The organism is Prevotella sp. HCN-7019 (assembly GCF_037890215.1).
GTDB lineage: Bacteria > Bacteroidota > Bacteroidia > Bacteroidales > Bacteroidaceae > Prevotella.
Genome location: NZ_JBBKBO010000004.1, coordinates 198,724 through 221,120, shown reverse-complemented (window position 1 = coordinate 221,120; position 22,397 = coordinate 198,724). Strand labels below are relative to the sequence as shown.

Sequence of the window (22,397 nt, the reverse complement as noted above, 5' to 3'; positions counted from 1 at the left end):
AAAGGTTTAGGCAAATTAAAACAGGATCAGAAGCGGAAGTCCACCTCTACGTCCACCATGTTGTAGTTGGGCTTTTTCAGTGAACGGTCGTTCACGAAAGCATATTCGGCGCTCACTCTGAAGTTTTTATGGAAATCATAGTGTGCGCCCACTTCGTATTGTGTCTTGGCCGTACTCCATTCCGCTTTCGGACGGTACATGTCGTAGCGTGCCTTCAGATAAAACTTCTTCTTCACTACCGGAGCAATCACGAGTGCATACAGACCGTCGGCCTTATCGCCTGCAGCTGTGTTCACGGTGCAGTCTTTTGCGTCGTCAACGTCCTGATATGTGGTTTTGAAACCGTAGCCCTGGCTGTGTATATATTCCGAACGCAGTGTCCAGTCGTTGGCTGCATATTCCACACTAACGGCATAACGGTTGCGGTCGAGTGTTCTCACACCCTTCTTCTCCACGATGGTTCCTTCCGGAGTTGTTGCCTGCCATGTACCTTTGCGTGAATACGTACCGGTCCATCCGAACGCACCGATCCTGAGTCCGCTCACCGGCATCACCCAAATACCTCCGATGACGTCCTTCTGCTGATCTGCGTCTTTCACGTTTATTCCCTGTCCATTGAATACACCTATCTGATAGTGTAACAGATTTCGGCCGGCTGCATTCTTCAGGAAATCACCTTGAATCTGCAGACCTATGTCGCGTCCGTTGCTGGAATGTTCACCCACACGGTCGGAGAATCCCGCCAGCTTGCTCACGTTCTGCGAGTAGCTCATGAATCCCTGATCTATAGGATTCATCGGGCTCTCAAAGGTGAAAGGTCTTTTGTATTGTCCTATCTTCACTTTGAAGAACGGGAATTTCTGCCATTCGGCAAAGGCGTCCACCACTCGTGGTGAGCTGCCCAGTGTAGATGTGTTGCCGTTGAACTGTATCTGTGTTTTCCAGTAAAAGTCTTTCAGTATGCGTCCTTCGAGCGACAGACGCGCCATTCTTACGTCGAATGAGTTGCTTTCGGCGTCTTCCTGACTGCTGTACTGATACTGTGTCATAATGTATCCGCTGAACTTTATGTCGCTGAAGACGGTCATTTTCTTTTCTTCTTTCTGAGCGTTGATGTTCATTGCTGTGAGTATGAGCATAGCGCTTATCACTGCCTTTTTGTTCATCATTTGAAAATTATGAAGTTGTTAGTAATTGATTTATATTTTTGTTAGGTTGTTGCTCATCACAAATATAAATAAAATAAGTGATGGCAACATACCCCTAACGTTCTTTTTTTATCTTTTTTATAGCTTTTTGGTTCGCGTTTCAATTTCTCTTTCTGAGCAGCACCACGTTCTCCACGTGCGGCGTGTGAGGGAACATGTCTACCGGCTGTACCGCCTCCACGGCATACGCAGTGTCAAGCAGTGACAGGTCGCGTGCCTGTGTGGCAGGGTTGCAGCTCACGTATACTATGCGTTGAGGCTGTGCGCGGAGTATTGTGTCTATAACGTCGCCATGCATGCCGGCGCGTGGCGGGTCGGTGATTATCACGTCCGGACGTCCGTGGCTTGCTATGAATTCGTCGGTAAGGATGTCCTTCATGTCGCCGGCGTAGAACAGAGTATTCTCAATTCCGTTTATGGCTGAGTTTACCTTGGCGTCCTCTATTGCCTCCGGCACATATTCGATGCCTATCACCTTGCGTGCGCTGCGTGCCACGAAGTTGGCTATAGTGCCTGTTCCGGTGTATAGGTCGTACACCAGTTCGTTGCCGGTAAGGCCTGCAAACTCGCGTGCCACTGAATAAAGATGGTATGCCTGTTCGGTGTTGGTCTGGTAGAAACTCTTGGGGCCAACCTTGAACTTCAGACCTTCCATTGTCTCGAAAATATGGTCGTTGCCCTTGAACACGCTCACTTCCAGGTCGCCGAATGTGTCGTTGCACTTTTGGTTGTTCACGTATAGCAGCGATGTTATCTGCGGGAACTTTTCGGCTATGTGTTCAAGCAGACCTTTTGCGCGCAGCTCGTCGCCCTCTTCATCGTAGTGGAACTGTATGATGACCATCCATTCGCCCTTGTTGGAGTTGCGTATAACGATGTCGCGCAATAGTCCGTGCTGTTCGCGCAGGTCGAAGAAAGTCATGCCCGTTGTCAGTGCGTAGTCGCGTATCTCGTTGCGTATGCTGTTGTGCAGATCGTCCATAAGCATACACTTCTCTATGGGCAATATCTTGTCGAAGGCGCCCGTGATGTGGAATCCGATGGCATTCATCTCGGTGTTCTCAAAACCTTCTCCCGACGCTATCTGCTCATTTGTGAGCCACTTCTTGTTGGAACATCCGAACTCGAGCTTGTTTCTGTACTCGCTAGTCTTCACCGATCCCATTATCGGTCTGAACTCCGGCAGTTCAACCTTTCCTATTCTCGTGAGCTGGTCGTGCACCTGTTTCTGCTTGGCCTTCAGTTGTTCTTCGTAGGGAAGCATCTGCCATTTGCATCCGCCGCACACTCCGAAGTGACGGCACATGGGTTCTGTGCGCAGTTCACTGTATTTTATGAATCTTATCACTTCTGCCTCACAGTAGTGGTGTTTCTTGCGTCTCACCTGCAGATCGACAATGTCGCCGGGCACGGCAAAGGGCACAAACACCACCATGTCGTTGATTCTTGCCAACGATTTGCCTTCTGCTGCAACGTCGGTGATCGTGATGTTCTCGAGCACCGGCAGCGGTTTCTTTTTTCTTGTCATTTCTTTATGTTTTGCTTGTTTTGTCCGTTCAGGCTGATACGGATAATGTGCAAAGGTAACACTTTCTGCTGATATGGCGTCATAATGCGCCATATAAACGAATTATTTGCAGAAACATGGATTGTTTTTCGTACGGTTTGGGCTGATGTGTGTCGTATTGCCGGCTGATGTTATGATTTGTTGCAGAATCCCGAATTTTTCTTATGGTTTTTATTAAAATATGTTTATTATGGTTAATTGTCAACTTTTCTGGTGTCTTGAAATTCGTGCAGTTTTCTGTTTGTGCACATTTTCCTGAAAAACAGAGAAAATATGCAATTTTTTATAATTGTCTGACAGTCAATGTATTTCTTAATATTGACTGAAGATGATGGCTTCTGTACACAACTCTTATGCATAGAAAAGTCTGCCAAATGGGCTTTTTCATGCTCCGGAAATGACCGTATTACACCCTGATATGGACTTTCTGGCTGTATGGTATGGGCCATTTCGTGGTGTAATATGGGCTTTGTTGTATGGAGGAAAGTTTGGAGCGACTTTTCCGAAGGCTTTTTTCCGCGGATTCCTTCTCTATTTTATGTCCTCACGAAGTGTTAATTCTGACTCGAGTTTTCTGTAAGTGCCGGTTGTCTGCCGGCTGCCGTTTTCATGCGTAACTGTGCATGCCGCCCAGGACATAGTTCACTCCGAAGTAGGTCATTATGATGCACAGGAACGCGACTGTCATGAACGTATGGTAGTGCATTGGTTTCCGCAGCCACGGCAGACTGTCGCAGTGTACAGCTATTGCATACACCATGAATGTTATGAGGGCCCATACCTCCTTCGGATCCCAGCTCCAGTAGCGTCCCCAGGATATGCCGGCCCACACAGCTCCGGTGAATATGCCGATGGCAAGCGCAGCCAGTGCGGGATAGAGAAGCAGTTGGGAGAGGAGTTGCAGCATGCGTGTCTGCCGTTGTGCATGGCGTCGTGTCATGTGCATGATGATGGCCGTGACGCCGCATACGAATGTCAGTGCAAGCATGGCAAAACCAGTCATGATTACTGAAACGTGTATGCAGAGCAGCGGTGAGTTGAGTACAGGCATGATGTGCGTTATCTGCGGGTCCATGCTGTTGATGTGGCTCACGAGCAGAAAGAAGCCGGACGTGAGCAGTCCGCAGGGCATAAGGAAGTGAACCCGGCGGCAGAACATCAGACTGAGAAGCATCACCAGCCATGCGGCAAGGAGCATTGTCTCGTAGCCATCGGACATGGGAGCTGTGCCGCTTATTATCCAGCGCAGCGTAAGACATGTAGAGAGTGCAAGAAATGACAAAATCATTGCTACGATGGTAAGCTTGTTCAGCATTTTGTCCTTGTGGCTCAGACCGGCATCGTTTGTGTTGCCGCGGCATAGACGGCGTATGGCGAGAACCATTGTTGTGAATCCAACGCTGAGGTTGAAGATGAAAAGTATCGTGGCAAACGGCACTCTGTTGTATATCATCTCTGCCTTTATCCGGACAGGTGAGGGCAGTGAGGCACCGCCGTTCTTCTGTTGAAAACGCGCCATCTTCGTGATGATTTCGTTCATCTGTGTGTGTTCGCTCGCCAAGGCATGAGTGTAGAGCAACGAAAAGACATTCTGTATGTAGAGCTGTTGATTGTGGGGTGTTGTCTCGGGCAGGTCTGATACAGGTGAGTGCCACACCACGGACTTTCCGTCGCGTAATGGAAATATCTTCAGAAGCGTACCGCAACGCAGATCCATTATCAGTTGCAGCTTCTCGTCTATGTCGGCTGCCTGACGGTGGAACTTGTCGTTCTGTCCTCTGTAATACTCCTGCACATAAGGTCCGATGATGTATCCGCCCATATCGCGGTTGAAAAAACGATTAAGCGACATGTGTCCGGGTAGTGCGAGTGCGTCCTTCAACGGTCCGCCCTTTATGTTTATGAACGGTTCGTCACTCCATTCAGTGCCCCAGAATATCCATCCCGTCACTACCTGTTCGGGCGTCAGTCCTTTGTATGATGCCTTGCCGTAAATTTTCTTGGTGAAGTCGGTGGCGAAAGTGTTGAACGGACAGATGCGGTTGTTGTGTAGAATGAGTAATCGCCCGAAGCCTTCTGCCACATCCTTGGGCAATGCGTGTGGTGAGGCGGATGATGGGAGGGCATTACAGAATAAGAGCATTGCTGCTATAAGAGATTTTCTTACAGGCAACATTCTTAAAATCCGTCGATATGGACCTTTCGGGTCTGCTAGCATCCAGAGAAATGAAAGAAACAGCAGTGCATAGCCTGTGTAGCTCACTGCTATGCCGTAAGGATCACGGCTTAAGGACAGGCGGCTACCGCGCATGTCATTGTCGTAGCCCGACTGGCAAAATCTTGTGTGACCATAGTTGAATATTTTGTTCATCGACACTGTGGCTTCGGTTTTGTGCCCCCCGCTCTTGTCGGTGATGGTAAGGTGGGTGAGATAGTCGGCCACGGCCGTTGTGCCTTCATGATATTTTATCTGGAACGAATCGAGTCTCACACTGAATGGCAGTGTGGTTTCCACAGTCTTACCTGGTTGTATCAATCTACTGTAACTGTCGGTTGTAACGCCCTGTCGCAGATGCAACGTACCTTCATCGGCTGAAAGATGTGTGAGCAATGCTCCGACAAGTATCACGACAAACGAGAAGTGCAACATAAGCAGGGCAGGCCGGCGTAACTTACTGCGCACAATCCATGCAATGGCCAGTATCGTCAGCGCGATCCACGAGAGCGAGAACCACCACGAGCCGTAGATATGTCGTGACACGAAGGTGCTGCCATAATAGTGCTCGACGATGGTGGCTGCGGCCATTGTCATTATTATAAATATGTATATTGTTACAGTTGATTTTTTCATTTCATTCGTATTTAGGTGTCACAGGTGCCATTGTTTTCGTTTTTTCTATAGCGGCACTCTTCTTTGCCGGAATGTAAGAAGAGTGCCGCTGAATATGTTAGTGTGTATCTGTTGACGTTAGATAGAACGCAGGAATTTCACCACGGCATCGCGGTCGGCTTTGCTGAGGTTGTAGAACTTCTCAGCCGATGTATATGCGTGGCTCTTCTTGCTGTAGGCGTGCCACATTATGGCCTCTATCTCGTTGCGTGCACGGCAGTCGTGCAGGCGGTCTTCGGCTCCGGTATTGAGCAGAGAGAGCCCTCGGCCCCAAAGCGGAGTTGTGCGGCACCATGAGTTGTGTATGTCGTTCTTCATATAGAGCTTGTGCTGCACGAAGTCGGAGTAAGGATAAATCTTCTGGTTTGGATATTTCGGGAGCGGCCGGTCTTTTATTATGTCGGGAGTCCAATAGTTGTCGTCACCGGTTGTCCATGACGGTCTGTGGCACGACGCACAGCCTATTTCCATGAACACTTCCTTACCACGCTGCACATCCTTGTCGTTCAGATTGCGGGCACGTGGTATGGCAAGTCCGCGATGCCATACCATGAAAGCATAGAAATTGTCGGTGCTCATTTCCGGAGTGAAGTTGTGCCAACGGTTATCAAACTGATCGGTGGTAGGTGACAGCAGGTTTTTCACGGCGTCGGCTATGCCGCTGTCGGTGCCGTCGGCATAATAGGGCGATGTCGGATCTGCCTTGATGGCGTTTATCACATCAGTGTTCATCGACATTGCGTCAGCCCATGCCTGTGTGGTATAGAGCTTCGGACGGTCAGGGCGCGATACGTTCGGAATGTTCCACATGGCGTTAGCGCCGGCGCCGTCCTGAAGGCTCGCACGTGTCAGGGCATAGGTGTAACGCTTTATCATGCCGCTTATGGGTGTGCCGTCGGCCAGTGCCCCGGGGCTTGTCCAGTTGGTGTAGTAGGCAGACGGTGCCCAGTCGTCGGCCGAAAGATCCCACATGGCGCTGTTGATGTATTCATCGGCGTTCATTCCGGTCTGTGCAGACATCATGCGTGCGTACTCGGCCTGCGCGCGGTATTGCTCTTTCAGGGCCGATTCTGGTATGGCGTCGATGAGGCCGGTACCTATTATCCCGATAGTGGATTCCACGCGCACTGCGATGTTCTCCGGTTGTGGATAAGTGTTGAAGGCACTTTGCGGGATTTTTATCTCGGGATAGATAAGCTCGTATTGCTCGCCGTCAGGGAACTGCATCGGCAGTCCGCTTTCCATGGCTGTCACCTGATGCCATTTCATGTCGATCTGGTTCTCGTCTACCGGCGGCAGGAATGGCGATACGGCCTGCGTCTGTGGCATACCTGTCACTTCGCTTATGTAAGGCCCGTCGTTGCTGTTGTCGCTGTCAACGGGATTATATATCACGAGTAGATAGCCGTTGCCATAGTTAGCGGCTTTGTATGTGTCCTGTCGTTTACCGTGGCCGTAGCCGGGGTGGCAGTCGATGCAGGATGTGCGCACGGACGCCGGTCCGAGACCATTGAATGGTGGTGTTGTCAGTGTGACATTACGTTCGAAGAACATCTCGCCGAGGTTGAAGTCGTCTATGAGTCCCTGATTGTTTACGGCTGGAGTCTCATCCTCGTAGCACCCGGCCTGTATGTTCTCCGTGGTGCCAAGTCTTCCACCGGGATACCATTCGTCTTCTGTGAAATTGCCGACGGCTTTTCCTATATAGCTGTAGTCGTCGCTCTGCCACACGTCGCCGAAATCTTTGGTGTCGTCGGTGCAGGATACAGTCGAAAGACATGCACATGCGGCCAAAAGGAAGATGCGTGTTTTCGTAGAATTCTTCATAGTCAGTGTGATTTGAATTTGTATGTTTGCATATTGTCAGAAACCATGCCAGACAGTGTGTACTTGTCGGCATGGATAAACGTAGTGTGTTATTGTATCAGTTTGCTATGATCCAGTCTTTCGCCTCGTTGAGAACGGTGTTCAGACCATTGATTGCATTCATGGCATTTTCAACGTTGTCGAGTTCTTGCTGTGTGCCACTGCTGGCTATGAGTACGAACGGACGGCCCTGCAGACAAACGTCGAGTGCGGCAAATGAGGCTTCAAGGCCGGATTTGATTTCTGTTGCCAGTTCGGGCTTGTATTTGGCAAGATAGGCCATGATGGAATTCTCGTTGTATGTGGAGCCGTCGATGTTGCCGTAAAGAGCATTCTTTATGCTGACAATGTTGTCGTAGAAGTCGGTGAATGACTTGTAGCTGTAGGGTGATTCTATGTAGTTGGGATCATCTGCTTCGGCTCCGGTGTTGGCCTGGCCGGTGGCACAGCGCCATACCTGACCCATCTTCTGGTCGGACACTTCCTGTGCGATGTTCATGCAGCCAGAGTCTATTATGGTGGCTATGACGTTGCGCCATGAAGTATATGGACTGCCACTGCCCGGATTGAGTAGTGCGTGCCCGGTGTATGTCCCTTGTGTGGTGAGAGTGAAACCGCGCTCCTGGCAGCGTGATATACGGTCTGTAGGTGCGCTTTCGCCTTTCCAACCTACTTCGAGCCAGTAGCAGTGGTCGCGCAGGTCGCCTGCCACGGCAAGTGCGAAGTCGAGCTCCAGTTTGCCGTCAACGCCTGAACCGGCAAACTCTGAGGCGGTTTCTTCATTGCTGAAGTCGCTTACCGTACGTGGATTACCGTTGCGGAAGAGAATGAACTCCAAACCGTGGAAACCGAGCCATGAGTCTTCGTTGTTATTGCGGCTCACCTGTTCGATAGCATTGTTGATGTCATATCCAGGAGCAAAGATGGTGTTTCTGTTATTTTTCAAAAATGTGGCGAGACCGTCGCGGCTGAGTGGCCATGTGTCGATGTGTGGATCGATGCCGTGTACGTCGGCCGGACCGTAGAGCCACGCCTCACTTTTCTCCCACCACGCGCGTGCCTCAAGAAATGTGTTGCAGACATCATCTATCTGGCTTTGTGTGAGATTGCCGGCAGACAAGTTTGATTTCATATTCTCGATTTTTCCATATAGCGACTCTGTGGCGTCTGCAAGTTTTCCGTAGGTGTAGTACACCACGTTATTGACATAAGTGGTTGTGAGAGCTTTCATTTCTTCCTGTTTCTTTAGCTCTGCCTCGGCATAGCGTTCGTCGTCATCGCTGTCACTGCACGATGAGAAACCTGTTGTGGTGGCCAGGCATATGGCCACGTAGTAGAAAAGTTTTTTCATTCTGTTGATTGTTTTATTAATATGAGTTTGTTTAATTAAAGAAAAAATCCTTGATATGCTATTCCTATAGATAAGGATGGTTCGTCGTTGTAATGCAGGCCGGCTGTTGTGGTCTTGTTGAAATATCGTTTTGAATATTCGGCCTTAACGGCAATTTCTGGTACTGGATAGTAGTTTAAGCCGACGGCAAAGCGGTTTTTCGCAGTATAGTTGAATGCGTGTGACTGTGATGTGGCCGGAATGTATGAGTCGTAGTATTCGTAGCGTGAAAAGAGATATAGCTTCTGGTCGTCGTTTCTCAGTCGTGGTATTTGTGAGAAAACGTCGTAACCTGCTTCGATTCCGACTGCCAGAGCGTTCTTTCCTACTTCCGATTTGTTGACGGGTGAGCTGCCTCCGCCGCTGTTGGCCTTGATACTGCTAATTTTGGCGGCATCGCGCAGATATCCGTAGTCGGCGCTACCGCGGACAATCCAATTGTATCTGTTGAATGTGAAGTCTATCGCACCGATGAATACTTCGCCTTTCACTTTTTGGTTGACCTGTCCTTCATTTTCCATGTCGTGTGGAAACGTGTTGTGCATGGAACGTCCGTAGTAACCGCTAAAGCCGATACGCAGACCGGGAACGGTGTAGTTGTCAAGGCGAGTGGCGAATCCATATTTGTTGGCAACCTTGAATTCAAATGGTGAACCTGCGCCGCCCTGTATCCAGTTGTCGCGGCTGAACAGCATGGCATCTAGGCCGGCGATGAATTGGATTTCATAACGGAAGTCACCGGCACGTCCCCAAAAACTGATACCGGTATCATGCCATGTGCATGGAAGGATGGTTGACTCGCCTTCGGGACGATAGACCGTGAAGAAGTTTAGTGGTTCGTGGTAGGCATTTGTGAGACCTACCGGTACAACAAAATGTCCTAGACGGATGTTTGCCCATGGGGCAAATGATTTCTGAATCCAGAACTGCTCAAGTTCTACCTCGCCTCCTTTTTCAGTTTCCTGTTCCCATTCACCGCCTTCTTCCCATTCTTTTTCGGATGCACCGCCAGTGCCTCCGTGTTCAAACTCAATTTCACTTGACATTGTCCACCCTTTGCCGAAATCATAGCTTATGTATATGACTGCATGAGGAATGTCGAAACGACCATGACTCGGATCGTTTTTATAGTCTTGTGGACTACGGTAACGATAAATGTTATCGCTGAAAAAATTGCGGGTGAGTGCCACTTCTCCATATCCACCTATACTCAGACGATTGCCGGATACATGTTGTTGGATACTGTCGGATGTGACTGTCTGTGCGTTTGCAAAGAACGGACACCCGGAAACGGCCAGTGCAACGACCTGTGAGAGAATGATTTTTGTTCTCATATTTTATAGATTTATTTGTGTTTTTTTATGATTGCAAAGTTATTTCTGTCAGATATTTTCCGCAATACTTAAATTTTAGTAAAATGACGGTAGCAAGAAGTTGGTATGCGATTGACGAGGAAAGAAGTTTGACAGCGTTCAGATGTGTGTAAAATACCTAAAAATAATTATTGTGTGTGTCGTAAGTTTTTTGTTATTTTGCGGTTGTAATTATATATTATTATAATAATGTGTGATGAGAAGTTTTAAGATGTATGAGGCAAGCGACAAGATGATATCGCTTATAAAGGATAATTATAATCTGTTGCAGTGTCTTGGCAGTTTTGGAATAAGTCTGGGGTTTGGTGACAAGACCGTGAGTGCTGTGTGTGAAGAACAGAATGTGGATACATTCACATTCATGGCTGTGGTGAACTTTACCATCAATGGTTATCTGAATGCCGATGACATAAGCAAACTTTCCGTGCCGACGTTGTTGCAATATCTGAAGGCAAGTCACGAATATTTTCTCGGATTCCAATTGCCGTTTATAAGGCGGGGACTTGTTGGAGCCTTGGATGAAAGTGATAATCTTGCCGGACTGATAATAAAACTTTATGATGAATATGCACATTCCATAACATCGCACATGAGATATGAGGAAAAAAATGTCTTTCCTTATGTGGAAGCATTGCTTGATGGGAAACCGACGGGAAACTATGACATTGATACATATTCTAAACATCATGGACAGGAGAGTGACAGGCTCAGAGAATTGAAAAGCATCATAATAAAGTACTTGCCTGGTGACGGACTACACAACAATCAGCTTTCGGCAACTTTATATGATATATATAATAATGAAGAATGGTTGTCGCTGCATGCAGAGGTCGAGGATAAAATATTCATACCGGCAATAAGGCTTCTTGAGCATAAATCGCGTCAGAGTGGAGTTAGTCAGAATATTTCGAACATGATAGGCAAAAAAAACGATAATGGTGAAATGCTTGGTGAACGTGAGAAGGAGGTTATCGTAAGTCTTGTGCAAGGAATGACAAACAAGGAAATTGCGGATCATCTTTGCATATCGATAAACACAGTGATAACTCATAGGCGGAACATTGCACGAAAGCTTCAGATACACAGTGTAGCCGGGCTTACTATCTATGCTATTGTGAACAATCTGGTGGATATCTCGACTGTAAAACTATAAATGGCAGGATATTTTTATTACAAAAATATTGGGTGGATAATGTAGTTATTCTATATTTTTGGTTATCTTTGCACCGAATTTGAAAACGTAACAAAAGGTGTAACTATCATTACGGATAATTTTTAAAAGTTTTCTGTTTTGGATAACTTTTTGAAAAATGAAAATGAAAAAGTTATCCGTAATGGCAAAGAATTGGAATGGAAATGAAAGACTTTACTATCTTGAAAAGGGACGGTTCGCGTGACCGTTTTTCTCTTGACAAAATTATGAATGCCGTAATAAAAGCGTTCAATTCTGTAAACGAGGAGACTGATTTGTGCTCATTGTCGAAGATTCTCAGCCATTTGGATATGCATGAGGACATAAAGGTGGAGGACATTCAGAATCAGGTGGAGATGGCCTTGATGCAGGAAGGGTATTATAAGGTAGCAAAGTCGTTCATGCTTTACAGACAGAAGCATACAGAAGACCGTGAAACGATGGACAAATTGCGTTTCCTTACTGAATACTGCAATGCATCAAATGCGGCAACTGGTTCAAAGTATGATGCTAATGCAAATGTGGAGCACAAGAATATTGCAACACTTATAGGTGAATTGCCAAAATCTGGATTTATTCGTCTGAACAGAAGACTGCTGACAGACAGAATTAAGAAAATGTATGGCAAGGAGGTTGCTGATGACTATATAGACAAACTGTCACATCATTTCATATATAAGAATGATGAGACAAGTCTTGCAAACTACTGTGCTTCTATAACAATGTATCCTTGGTTGACAGGTGGTACTATGTCTATAGGAGGTAACTCTACGGCGCCGACAAATCTAAAATCGTTCTGTGGTGGTTTTGTAAATATGGTGTTCATGGTGTCAAGTATGCTTAGTGGTGCATGCGCGACTCCGGAATTCCTGATGTATTTGAACTATTTCCTCGGACTGGAATATGGGAAGGATTATTGGAAAGAGCCGGATAAGGTTGTTGACTTGTCGTTGAAGCAGCGCACAATAGACAAGATGATAACCGATTGCTTTGAGCAGATTGTCTATTCAATCAATCAGCCTACCGGTGCCCGTAACTATCAGGCGGTGTTCTGGAATGTAGCTTATTATGACAAACCTTACTTTGAGAGTCTGTTCGGCAATTTCTATTTTCCAGATGGTTCGCAGCCGGATTGGAACGGATTGTCATGGTTGCAGAAGAGATTCATGAAGTGGTTTAACAAAGAGCGTACGAAAACAATTCTTACATTCCCAGTCGAGACAATGGCATTACTGACAAAGGATGGTGATGCAGTTGATAAGGAATGGGCTGATTTCACTGCTGAAATGTATTCGGAGGGACATTCGTTCTTTACATATATGAGTGATAATGCCGATTCTCTCAGTTCTTGTTGTCGTCTGCGCAACGAAATTCAGGACAATGGTTTCAGTTATACACTTGGAGCCGGAGGCGTTTCAACTGGTTCGAAAAGTGTGCTCACGATTAATCTGAACCGTTGTATACAGTATGCCGTAAACAATAAGATAGATTATAAGGAATTTCTTGCAGAGGTTGTTGATTTGTGTCATAAGGTACAGCTTGCATATAATGAAAATCTGAAAGATCTGCAGGAACATAAGATGTTGCCTCTGTTTGATGCGGGATATATCAATATGAGTCGTCAGTATCTTACTATCGGAGTTAACGGACTTGTGGAGGCTGCTGAGTTTATGGGATTGCAGATAAATGATAACCCGGACTATTTGAATTTTGTACAGACTGTATTGGGAATTGTAGAAACCTATAATAAGAAATATCGTACCAAGGACGTGATGTTCAATTGTGAGATGATCCCTGCAGAGAATGTTGGCGTGAAACACGCGAAATGGGATAGGGAGGACGGCTATTTCGTACCACGTGACTGCTATAACAGTTATTTCTATGTGGTTGAGGATGATAGCCTGAATATAATGGATAAGTTCAAACTGCATGGTGCTCCGTATATACAACATCTTACAGGCGGGTCGGCATTGCACATGAACTTGGAAGAACATCTGTCAAAAGCTCAATACAGACATTTGTTGAAGGTTGCTGCAGTTGAGGGATGTAATTATTTCACTTTCAACATACCGAATACCGTATGCAATGATTGTGGGCATATAGACAAGCGTTATCTCAAGGAATGTCCTCATTGTCATAGCAAAAACATCGATTATGTGACACGTATAATTGGTTATCTGAAACGCGTGAGCAACTTCTCGCAGGCACGTCAGCAGGAGGCAGGTCGCAGATATTACGCGGATAAGGAAAAGATGGTTGAAGCATGATTTTTTAGATAAGGAATATTTGAAGAGAATGCTGAAATATACAAATTACGGAATAGTGTTTCAGGAGATCCCGGACGAGGTAACGCTTTCGATAAATATATCGAATTGCCCTTGCCGTTGTCCGGGGTGTCACAGCACTTATTTGTGGCAGGATATAGGTGTGCCGTTGACACCTGTCGTATTGGAAAAGTTCATGCATGAATATGGTAAGGATATCACATGTATCTGTTTTATGGGCGGTGATGCTGAACCTGAATATGTGAATGTTCTGGCTCGTTTCCTACGTCGTGAATATCCACAGTATAAGATTGCATGGTACAGCGGAAGACAACGGATACCGTCTAAAGTAAAGAAATCGGATTTTGATTATATAAAAGTGGGTCCATATATAGAACATCTTGGATGTTTGAAAGATCATACAACAAATCAGCGTCTGTACAAGCGCGTATCGGGAGATGATTTTACTGACATTACTTATCGTTTCTGGAAGAATGGAAATTAATTATAATTGCGGTTTATGGAAAAGCCTTGCGTGGTAATTGTTGATTCGAATACGTTTGTTGGCATTGGTCTGAAAAATATGTTGCAAAATGTGATGCCGATAATGAATGTAGATAACTTCAGATCATTTGCCGAGCTGGAGGCTAACAGACCGGAGCATTATTTTCATTACTTCGTTAATGTGAATATTGTATTGGAACACAAAGATTTTTTTGTTTTGCATAAGAAAAAGACAATAGTATTGTCACATTTTAGTGAGCCTTTCGTATTGACGGAAGGCTTTCATAATATATGTGTGAGTCTCCCGGAACATCATTTGTTGAAGTCGCTTCTGATGCTTGAACATTATGCTCATGCGGAGGGACGTAATTTGCCGTCTGCAGAGAACGGGGAGTTCAAGCAGTGTATATTGTCTGCGCGAGAAATAGAAGTAATGTCGTTGGTTGTGAGGGGATTAATCAATAAAGAAATTGCAGATAAATTGGGAATAGGTGTTTCAACTGTAATAACACATCGTAAGAATGTGATGGCTAAGCTTAATCTGAAAAGTGTTGCTTCTTTAACGGCATATGCTGTTATGCACGGATATGTCGATATAAACAGTATATGATGTGATGATCAAAGGAACGGAGTGAGCAAATGAGCGAACCAGGCAACAAATTTCTGCCAGTCTGTTCTGAATTCATCCCATGTTTCTGGTGTAAGTTTAAAACTATCAGATTTGTCTTTGTCAAACATGTCAGACAACTCTTTGGTTGTGCATCTGTCGATAATGACAGCGTTCTCCTCATAGTCGAAGTTAAGGCTTCGTGCATTAAGGTTGGCACTGCCAACAGTGCAAAATCGTCCGTCAACCATTATTACTTTCGTATGGTGGAATCCTGGCTTGTAGATGTAGATATCAGCACCATGTTTCATTAGATTATGTACATTGTAGAATACACAGTCTGGAGTTAACGGAATATCACTGTGTGCAGATACCATGATTTCAACTTTCACACCGCGTTTTATTGCATTCCGTAGTGATTTTTTCAACTTATGATTGAGTGTCAGATATGGATTGATAATTTTTATACTGTCCTTGGCGTTGTTTATCGCACTTTCGTAGAATGCACGTATTATCTTGTTGCTTATACGGGGTTCGCGGTTTATTATGCCGACCATTTTTTTTCCGGCCGTTTCACAGGTGTCGGGTTTTAAGTCTTTAAAATAAGTTGCAGGGAAACAACCTCTGAAATATTGTGCTCCGTGAACATTTTGTCCTGTTACTTTATTCCAAATCTTTAAGAAGATGGCTTGGAGAGTGTTTACTTCGTCACCATCGATTCTACAGTGCATGTCACGCCAGTCTCCAACCTGTTCTGTGCCGTTTATGTAATAATCAGCAACATTCATTCCTCCTGTGTATGCAATCTTTCCATCGATGACAACAATCTTGCGGTGATCTCTGTGAAAGACGTGGTTGACCCACGGAAAACGAATTGGGTCAAACTCGTAAATTTCAATGCCTTTATTTCGTATCTCTTTCAGATGACGTTTACGAAGAGGTCTATTGTTGGAATCATTTCCGAAACCATCAAACAAAGCCCTTACCTCAACGCCCTCTTGGGCTTTTTGGGCAAGCAGTTTGAAAAGAAGACCTGCGATAGAATCATTGCGGAAGTTGAAGTATTCAAGATGAACGCTGCTCCGTGCCTGACGGATGGCTTTAAACATATCATCGAATTTTTCCTGACCGTTCATTAATAATGTAACGCTGTTGTTTTTGGAGAATTTGATACCGGAAGCACGTAATTCATTGACAACTAAAGAATCGCTTGTCTGTGCATGAACGGAGATGCATATACAATAAGTGAAAAATAGAATTATGATATATTTCAATTTCATCTTAAATCTAGATCATGCAGTTATGATAACTTAATGGTATCATACTGACTTAGTCTTGGTCTGATATTACTTAGTATTATATGATGGCAAATCAGCTAGATATATCAGACTTTTGTATAATTCTAAAATCTATCGTAATATAATGTTTGCATGGAAAAGAACTTGATATGTCCTCTATGTATGAGTATTATGCTGCATATTTTGTCCATGTTCGCATGCAACATTATATTGGATAGTATGGGGTGATATAAATTTTATAAACGTTATAATTTTTATATCAGTTTCAGATCTTTTATCTGTTAGTTTGCGGATTCGAATTCGTTGAGGAATCGTACATCATTTTCTGAGAACATTCTCAAATCCGCAACCTGATATTTCAGATTTGTTATGCGCTCAACTCCCAATCCGAAAGCATATCCACTGTAAACCTTACTGTCAATATTACATGCTTCAAGTACATTTGGATCAACCATTCCACATCCAAGAATTTCAACCCATCCTGTATGTTTGCAGAAACCACAACCTTTGCCTCCACATATATGACATGATATGTCCATTTCTGCACTTGGTTCTGTGAATGGGAAATAGCTTGGACGCAAACGGATACGTGTGTCATTGCCAAACAGTTCTTTCGCAAATGCAAGAAGAACTTGTTTTAAGTCTGTAAATGAAACGTTCTTGTCTATATAAAGGCCCTCAATTTGATGGAAGAAACAATGGGCACGTGCAGAAATTGCTTCATTACGATATACACGGCCTGGACATATCACACGAATAGGTGGTTGCTGATGTTCCATCACGCGGCTTTGGTCGTTGGATGTATGAGAGCGAAGGATGATGTTTTTTGTAACGTCTTCCTGGTTGGTCTCAATAAAGAACGTGTCTTGCATATCGCGTGCTGGATGGTCTGCAGCAAAGTTCAGTTTCGTGAAAACATGCAGGTCGTCGTCAATTTCCGGTCCTTCAGCAATGCTGAATCCCATACGCTGGAATATATCGATAATTTTATTTCTTGTAATTGTCAGAGGATGACGTGCTCCGAGTTGTATCGGGTAAGCAGAACGTGTCAGGTCGATATCATTGAAAATATCATTACCTGTATCTGCATTCTCTTTCAATTCATTGATTTTCTGTATAGCTAGTTGCTTAAGTTCATTTATTTTAATTCCGACAGTCTTTTTTTCTTCTGGTGCAACATTTCTGAAATCAGCCATGAGAGCGGTGATTTCGCCTTTCTTTCCAAGATATTTCAAGCGCAGTGATTCTATTTCTTCGGCACTTTTTGCAGAAAGATTGTTTACCTCGATAATCAGTTGGTCTATTTTGTCCAATATCATAATTATTATATTGATTGTGTTGTTGGTTGTTGCTAACAGGCATGACGGTTCATAAAGGGTGTTTTTGCTCATTATAATGCTATGCCTTATATTTAAACGTTGCAAAGGTAATATTTTTAGCTTAGAATAAGAAAAATATAGAAATAAAGTTGTACTTTTGCCAAAAATTTGAGGAATGACAAGTCCTGCAATATGTATATGAAAAGATGTGCTGTTTTTATTATACTGATAATTGTTATCAGTGTAATAAGTTTTTCTTCAATGGGTTGTTCGGACAAAAAGAACTTCATGGCGGGTTCTGTTTCTATTACTGATTCTCTGTCTGCAGATACGACTGCAACGGATACGATGGAAACAATCATATCTGAAACTCCAATGCCACGGGCGGCAGATGAACTGTTTGACGATTTTTTCTTTAATTTTGCTGCCAACGGTAAATTACAGAGAAAACGTATTAAGTTTCCGTTGCCGGTAATTCGAAAAGATACAACTTTTATAAAAGCTAGTGCTTGGAAAACCGAACATTTCTTTATGCATCAGGATTATTATACACTGATATTTGATAATCTTAGACAGATGAATGTTGTGAAAGATACGACAATTCACCATGTGATTGTTGAAAAGATATATCTTAAGCGTAATACTGTTAAGCAATATCTTTTTGATAGGGTGCAAGGGCTTTGGAAAATGACAGCAATAAAGTATGAAGGAATGCGCAAAAACCGTAATGCTTCATTTTTGAGCTTTTACAGTAAATTTGCAACAGATTCAGCTTTTCAGATAAGTAGTATTAATGATCCTTTGGATTTTTCTGGTCCCAGCTCGGATGATGAGTTTGATACTACGAGTGGTTTTCTTGCACCGGAACAATGGTTGTCTTTCGCACCAGAACTGCCTTCTGGGATGATTTATAATATTCAATATGACAGTGAGAGAAAATCTGGTGGTAATCAGAGGATTTTCGTTATAAGAGGAATATCCAATGGTCTTGAAACAGAACTTACATTCCGTAAAAAAGAAGGAAAGTGGATGCTAATAAAACTGATAGTATAATGAAAGATTTTTGCAACTATAGTTTGTTAAAGCATAATACATTTGGCATGGATGTCAGATGTGCAAGATTTATTGAGTTCAGTACAGTTGAGGAACTTCGTGGAATAGTATTACAAACAGAACGTTTTCAGAAACCTCTGCTATTTTTAGGTGGAGGCAGTAATATGTTGTTTGTCGGAGATTTCTCCGGAACAATACTTCATTCAGGAATAAAAGGAATTGAAACGATTTCGGAGGGAGATGACATCCGTTTGAGATGCGGTTCAGGAGAAGTTTGGGATGATGTTGTTGAATATGCTGTGTCAAACGGTATGTATGGAGCCGAAAATCTTTCAGCAATTCCAGGGGATGTGGGCGCTTCTGCTGTTCAGAATATAGGTGCTTACGGCTCTGAGGTTAAGGATCTGATAGTGAATGTTGAGGCTGTGGATATTCAGACTGGGGATATCTGTAAATTCACGTCGAATGATTGTCATTATGGCTATAGAGACAGCCGGTTTAAGCACGAGTGGAAGAACCGTTATGTGATTACTTATGTGACTTACAGATTTTCCAAAACTTTCGAGCCAAAACTGGACTATGGTAATATAAGATCCTTTCTTCTGGCAAAAGGAATAGATGAACCTACGGCAAGAGATCTACGAGATTCTATTATCTCTATAAGAAATGCTAAATTGCCTGATCCCGCAATAATGGGAAATGCTGGCAGCTTCTTTGTGAATCCGGTGGTAGATGAAAAGAAATATTCTGCTCTTCATGAAGAATACCATGATATGCCACATTATCTTTTATGTGACGGTCGTGTGAAGATACCGGCAGGATGGCTTATTGAACAGTGTGGATGGAAAGGGCGTTCGCTTGGAAATGCTGGTGTTTACGAGAAGCAGTCTCTTGTTCTTGTGAACCATGGTGGTGCTACCGGTGCAGAAGTAGTTGCGCTTTGTGAAAGAATATGTGAGGATGTTTGGAAAAAGTTTGGTATAGAAATTTACCCGGAAGTAAATATTATACGATAATCTTTAGGGTTAGAACAAATATATTTAGTCGATCTATAAATTATGAAAGTCACACTGCTTGGAACAGGTACATCTGGCGGAGTGCCCTCATTGGGGTGTGGTTGTAATGTTTGTCGCAGTAATGATCCTCGTGACAGGCATATGCGCAGTGCCGCCCTGCTTGAAACTATTTCTACTCGAGTGTTGATAGACTGTGGCCCTGATATACGTGAACAGTTGATGCCATTCCCCTTTAGGCCTATTGATGCCGTACTTCTTACACATTGTCATTATGACCATGTGGCAGGCATAGACGATTTGCGTCCCTTTTGTGTGTTTGGCGCAGTTAATATATATGCAGACAATACAACTGCCGGATGTGTTAAACGTGTGATGCCGTATTGTTTCGGTAATGATCTTTATCCAGGTGTACCGTTAATAAAACTGAATGTTATAAAGCCTCATGATGTTTTCAGAATAGGTGACATAGATGTATTCCCCGTAAAGGTTATGCATGGTAAAATGCCGATATTGGGGTATCGGTTTGGTGAGTTTGCATATATTACGGATATGAAAACGATAGAAGATTCAGAATTATCAAAACTATACGGTGTGAAGAAACTTGTTGTCAATGCTTTACGTTTCACTAAAGAACACCACTCACATCAGTTGGTTGATGATGCAATAAACTTTGCTCACAAAATAAAGTCAGAAGAAGTTTATCTTACTCATGTATGCCATCATATAGGGCTTTATTCCGAAGCTTCCGCCAAGCTGCCAGACGGTGTCCATCTGGCATACGACGGTATGACAATCAACGTCTCCTCTTTTTGAATATAGAGCGGCTACCTTTGAATTTTCTGTAGATTTTCCAACCGAGAATGACACCGTCTATTACACCAGCACCCATATTTATCATGTTGGACATACGTTGTACAGGAGTGGCTGGCTCTTGTGTCTCTTTTTTATAAAAGAGTTCACTCCATAGTGAAGCTATTTTTTCCTCGTCGGCATAAATCTCATTTTGCAGTTGCTCCTTGCGGGCACGTATATCAGCCAACGAACAGAACGTCTGTGTATTTTTATCAGTTGTTGTCATAGAAGTATTATTCTTGCATTAAAACGCTGGCCAGAAATTTAACCAACGGACGCTCTATCCACTTCTTTCTGAAAATAATGCATAATATAAGTGCTGTGAGGTATGCGCCGGCCACCACGCAGAATGCAGCAGCTACGCCGATGAGTGGTTGTAAGGCAAATGCTGCGGCAAAGGAAGCGTAAATAAGCATAAGCATCAGTAATACGGTTAGTATGATCATCATCACAAAAGCCGTAAGCAGACGCACAATCTTGTCAATTACATCGAGCTTCGCGTATTTTGTCTGAAGCCCGATGTAATGTCTTATCGCCTCGATAAGCTGTCCTATGGTTTCTATGTTTTTATCACTTGAAAACATATCGGCAGTTTATCCGTTGGCTCTTTCTGTTGCATCCTTAATGTCGTCAACGAGATCTTCAACCTCATTGCGGCTTAATTTGATGTTGTGTTTCTTGCAGAAATCGTCTATTGCATCTCCTATTTTAGTACGAGTTTCGCTACCTTTTTCTGGCGCCATGAGAATTCCTAAAGCAGCTCCGGCAATAGCACCTCCTAAAAATGCGCCGATATAACCCAGTGTTTTCATTTTCGTAAAGTTTTTAATTCAACAATGTTAGTTTAATTATGAGCAAATATAGAAAAAAGATGCGTAAGAAGTGTTGTTTTAAAAGCCATTTTTTGTTAAAAATGCCCGCGTTTTGGTATTTAACAAACTTTATGTGCCTAATTTTCTTATACTTATAATATATTTTGTAATTTCGCACATTATTAAATTTTGACGAATTTATAATTAATAACTAATATGAAAATGAAAAAAAGTGTGGTTTTGTGTGCAGGCGTGTGTGCCGCATTAGCACTTACAGGTTGTAAGTCGAGTGAGAGTGCTTATAAAAAGGCGTATTTGAAAGCACAGGCACAGCAGGAAAGCCAGCAGACAGAAGCTGCTGAAAGCGAGACACCTGTTGTCGCTCCGATTGTGGAAAAACCAGTTACACAGACAACCGTTGTTGACAATACAGACAACGCTCCTGTTCGTTCAGAAAACGTTACTCTTGTAAGCGGTGCCGGATTGAAGGCTTACAGTGTTGTTGTTGGTTCATTCTCCCTGAAGGCAAATGCGGAAGGACTGCAGAGTACTCTGAAAGGTGCAGGATATGATGCTCAGATAGTATATAATCCTTCAAATAACTTCTATCGTGTGGTTTCTGCCACATTCGATCAGAAGTCTGACGCAGTGAGCTCACGCGACCAGTTCCGTGCTAAATATCCGGATGCATGGTTGCTCTTTAAGAAATAATAAACATTGTGGCTCGCATATTATCCATAGATTATGGAAAAAAACGGACGGGGTTAGCAGTTACCGATCCATTGCAGATAATACCAAATGGATTGGCAACTGTTGACACCGTTGAGTTATTTTCGTTTTTGTCGTCTTATGTTGGCCGTGAGGATGTTGAGCGAATTGTAATCGGTGAGCCGAGACAACTGAACGGTGAACCGAGTGAGAACCATTCGCGTGTCCTTCAGTTCGTTGCCAGATGGCGTAAGGCTTTCCCGGCTATCCCGATAGAGCTTTACGATGAGCGTTTTACATCAGTGCTTGCTCATAGGGCTATTATTGACAGTGGCATAGGCAAGAAAGCACGGCGCAATAAAGCATTGGTCGATGAGATTAGTGCCACAATCATTTTACAGAGTTATTTAGACTACAGACAGGATAAAAAGTGGTAAACACATTTTGTTTATAACTGTTATATTAAATTCTATTTCTA

General features: G+C 43.8%; 20 protein-coding genes. 9 read left to right on the top strand and 11 right to left on the bottom strand.

Going from position 1 to position 22,397, the window contains the following annotated elements; genetic code table 11:
* Positions 1-26: 26 nt before the first annotated feature.
* The 6 genes from WKT13_RS07990 to WKT13_RS07965 form a co-directional block, all read right to left on the bottom strand.
* A complete protein-coding gene (locus WKT13_RS07990) occupies positions 27-1,166 on the bottom strand; it encodes a porin (protein WP_340323509.1) in 1,140 nt (379 codons plus the stop codon).
* 142 nt (positions 1,167-1,308) lie between these two features.
* Positions 1,309-2,736, bottom strand: a complete 1,428-nt coding sequence (gene rlmD / locus WKT13_RS07985; protein WP_340323493.1) for a 23S rRNA (uracil(1939)-C(5))-methyltransferase RlmD — start codon at positions 2,734-2,736, stop codon at positions 1,309-1,311.
* Positions 2,737-3,382: 646 nt separating this feature from the next.
* The gene (ccsA, locus tag WKT13_RS07980; protein ID WP_340323492.1) at positions 3,383-5,626 is read right to left on the bottom strand and encodes a cytochrome c biogenesis protein CcsA; all 2,244 of its coding nucleotides are present in this window, start codon (positions 5,624-5,626) and stop codon (positions 3,383-3,385) included.
* Positions 5,627-5,743: 117 nt separating this feature from the next.
* Positions 5,744-7,492: a di-heme oxidoredictase family protein gene (locus WKT13_RS07975; RefSeq protein ID WP_340323491.1), complete on the bottom strand. Its 1,749-nt coding sequence runs from the start codon at positions 7,490-7,492 to the stop codon at positions 5,744-5,746.
* A 97-nt stretch (positions 7,493-7,589) separates the two neighbouring features.
* A complete protein-coding gene (locus tag WKT13_RS07970) occupies positions 7,590-8,882 on the bottom strand; it encodes an imelysin family protein (RefSeq protein ID WP_340323490.1) in 1,293 nt (430 codons plus the stop codon).
* 35 nt (positions 8,883-8,917) lie between these two features.
* Positions 8,918-10,255 (bottom strand): hypothetical protein, encoded by a 1,338-nt coding sequence (locus WKT13_RS07965; RefSeq protein ID WP_340323489.1) that lies wholly within the window; start codon positions 10,253-10,255, stop codon positions 8,918-8,920.
* 235 nt (positions 10,256-10,490) lie between these two features.
* Between WKT13_RS07965 and WKT13_RS07960 the strand changes: the two genes are divergently transcribed.
* From WKT13_RS07960 to WKT13_RS07945, 4 genes are all read left to right on the top strand, one after another.
* Complete coding sequence (locus WKT13_RS07960; RefSeq protein WP_340323488.1) at positions 10,491-11,447, top strand: LuxR C-terminal-related transcriptional regulator; 957 nt, start codon at positions 10,491-10,493, stop codon at positions 11,445-11,447.
* A gap of 197 nt (positions 11,448-11,644) precedes the next feature.
* Entirely contained in the window at positions 11,645-13,753 is a 2,109-nt protein-coding gene (gene nrdD, locus WKT13_RS07955; protein ID WP_298621463.1) for an anaerobic ribonucleoside-triphosphate reductase, read from the top strand.
* Positions 13,754-13,781: 28 nt separating this feature from the next.
* Positions 13,782-14,255: an anaerobic ribonucleoside-triphosphate reductase activating protein gene (nrdG, locus tag WKT13_RS07950; protein WP_340323487.1), complete on the top strand. Its 474-nt coding sequence runs from the start codon at positions 13,782-13,784 to the stop codon at positions 14,253-14,255.
* A 15-nt stretch (positions 14,256-14,270) separates the two neighbouring features.
* The gene (locus tag WKT13_RS07945; RefSeq protein ID WP_340323486.1) at positions 14,271-14,864 is read left to right on the top strand and encodes a helix-turn-helix transcriptional regulator; all 594 of its coding nucleotides are present in this window, start codon (positions 14,271-14,273) and stop codon (positions 14,862-14,864) included.
* A gap of 8 nt (positions 14,865-14,872) precedes the next feature.
* Here the strand turns inward: WKT13_RS07945 and WKT13_RS07940 are convergent, their stop codons facing one another.
* Positions 14,873-16,141 (bottom strand): phospholipase D-like domain-containing protein, encoded by a 1,269-nt coding sequence (locus WKT13_RS07940; RefSeq protein ID WP_340323485.1) that lies wholly within the window; start codon positions 16,139-16,141, stop codon positions 14,873-14,875.
* Between the two features lie 299 nt (positions 16,142-16,440).
* Positions 16,441-17,478: a phenylalanine--tRNA ligase subunit alpha gene (gene pheS, locus WKT13_RS07935; RefSeq protein WP_340323484.1), complete on the bottom strand. Its 1,038-nt coding sequence runs from the start codon at positions 17,476-17,478 to the stop codon at positions 16,441-16,443.
* A gap of 198 nt (positions 17,479-17,676) precedes the next feature.
* Here pheS and WKT13_RS07930 point away from each other — a divergent pair, with 198 nt between their 5' ends.
* Genes WKT13_RS07930 through WKT13_RS07920 form a run of 3 tightly spaced genes read left to right on the top strand, consistent with a single transcriptional unit; the run spans position 17,677 to position 20,360 of the window.
* The gene (locus tag WKT13_RS07930; RefSeq protein ID WP_340323483.1) at positions 17,677-18,531 is read left to right on the top strand and encodes a DUF4348 domain-containing protein; all 855 of its coding nucleotides are present in this window, start codon (positions 17,677-17,679) and stop codon (positions 18,529-18,531) included.
* On the top strand, positions 18,531-19,547 hold the full coding sequence (murB, locus tag WKT13_RS07925) for a UDP-N-acetylmuramate dehydrogenase (protein WP_340323482.1): 1,017 nt from the start codon (positions 18,531-18,533) through the stop codon (positions 19,545-19,547). The genes WKT13_RS07930 and murB overlap by 1 nt, the downstream gene beginning before the upstream one ends.
* A 42-nt stretch (positions 19,548-19,589) precedes the next feature.
* A complete protein-coding gene (locus tag WKT13_RS07920; RefSeq protein ID WP_340323481.1) occupies positions 19,590-20,360 on the top strand; it encodes an MBL fold metallo-hydrolase in 771 nt (256 codons plus the stop codon).
* On the opposite strand, the gene WKT13_RS07915 is transcribed toward WKT13_RS07920, so the two are convergent.
* From WKT13_RS07915 to WKT13_RS07905, 3 genes are read right to left on the bottom strand one after another with little or no spacing between them, the layout of a single operon-like run.
* Positions 20,341-20,625 carry a hypothetical protein gene (locus tag WKT13_RS07915; protein ID WP_340323480.1) on the bottom strand — a complete coding sequence of 95 codons (285 nt, stop codon included), beginning with the start codon at positions 20,623-20,625 and terminating at the stop codon, positions 20,341-20,343. The two genes, WKT13_RS07920 and WKT13_RS07915, sit on opposite strands and share 20 nt — an antisense overlap.
* Positions 20,626-20,632: 7 nt before the next feature.
* Positions 20,633-20,983, bottom strand: a complete 351-nt coding sequence (locus WKT13_RS07910) for a phage holin family protein (RefSeq protein ID WP_298621444.1) — start codon at positions 20,981-20,983, stop codon at positions 20,633-20,635.
* Positions 20,984-20,992: 9 nt separating this feature from the next.
* On the bottom strand, positions 20,993-21,211 hold the full coding sequence (locus tag WKT13_RS07905) for a YtxH domain-containing protein (protein ID WP_068855126.1): 219 nt from the start codon (positions 21,209-21,211) through the stop codon (positions 20,993-20,995).
* Positions 21,212-21,433: 222 nt separating this feature from the next.
* Between WKT13_RS07905 and WKT13_RS07900 the strand changes: the two genes are divergently transcribed.
* On the top strand, positions 21,434-21,922 hold the full coding sequence (locus WKT13_RS07900; RefSeq protein WP_298621503.1) for an SPOR domain-containing protein: 489 nt from the start codon (positions 21,434-21,436) through the stop codon (positions 21,920-21,922).
* Between the two features lie 8 nt (positions 21,923-21,930).
* Positions 21,931-22,356, top strand: a complete 426-nt coding sequence (gene ruvX / locus WKT13_RS07895) for a Holliday junction resolvase RuvX (protein WP_298621441.1) — start codon at positions 21,931-21,933, stop codon at positions 22,354-22,356.
* The last annotated feature ends 41 nt before the right edge of the window (positions 22,357-22,397 follow it).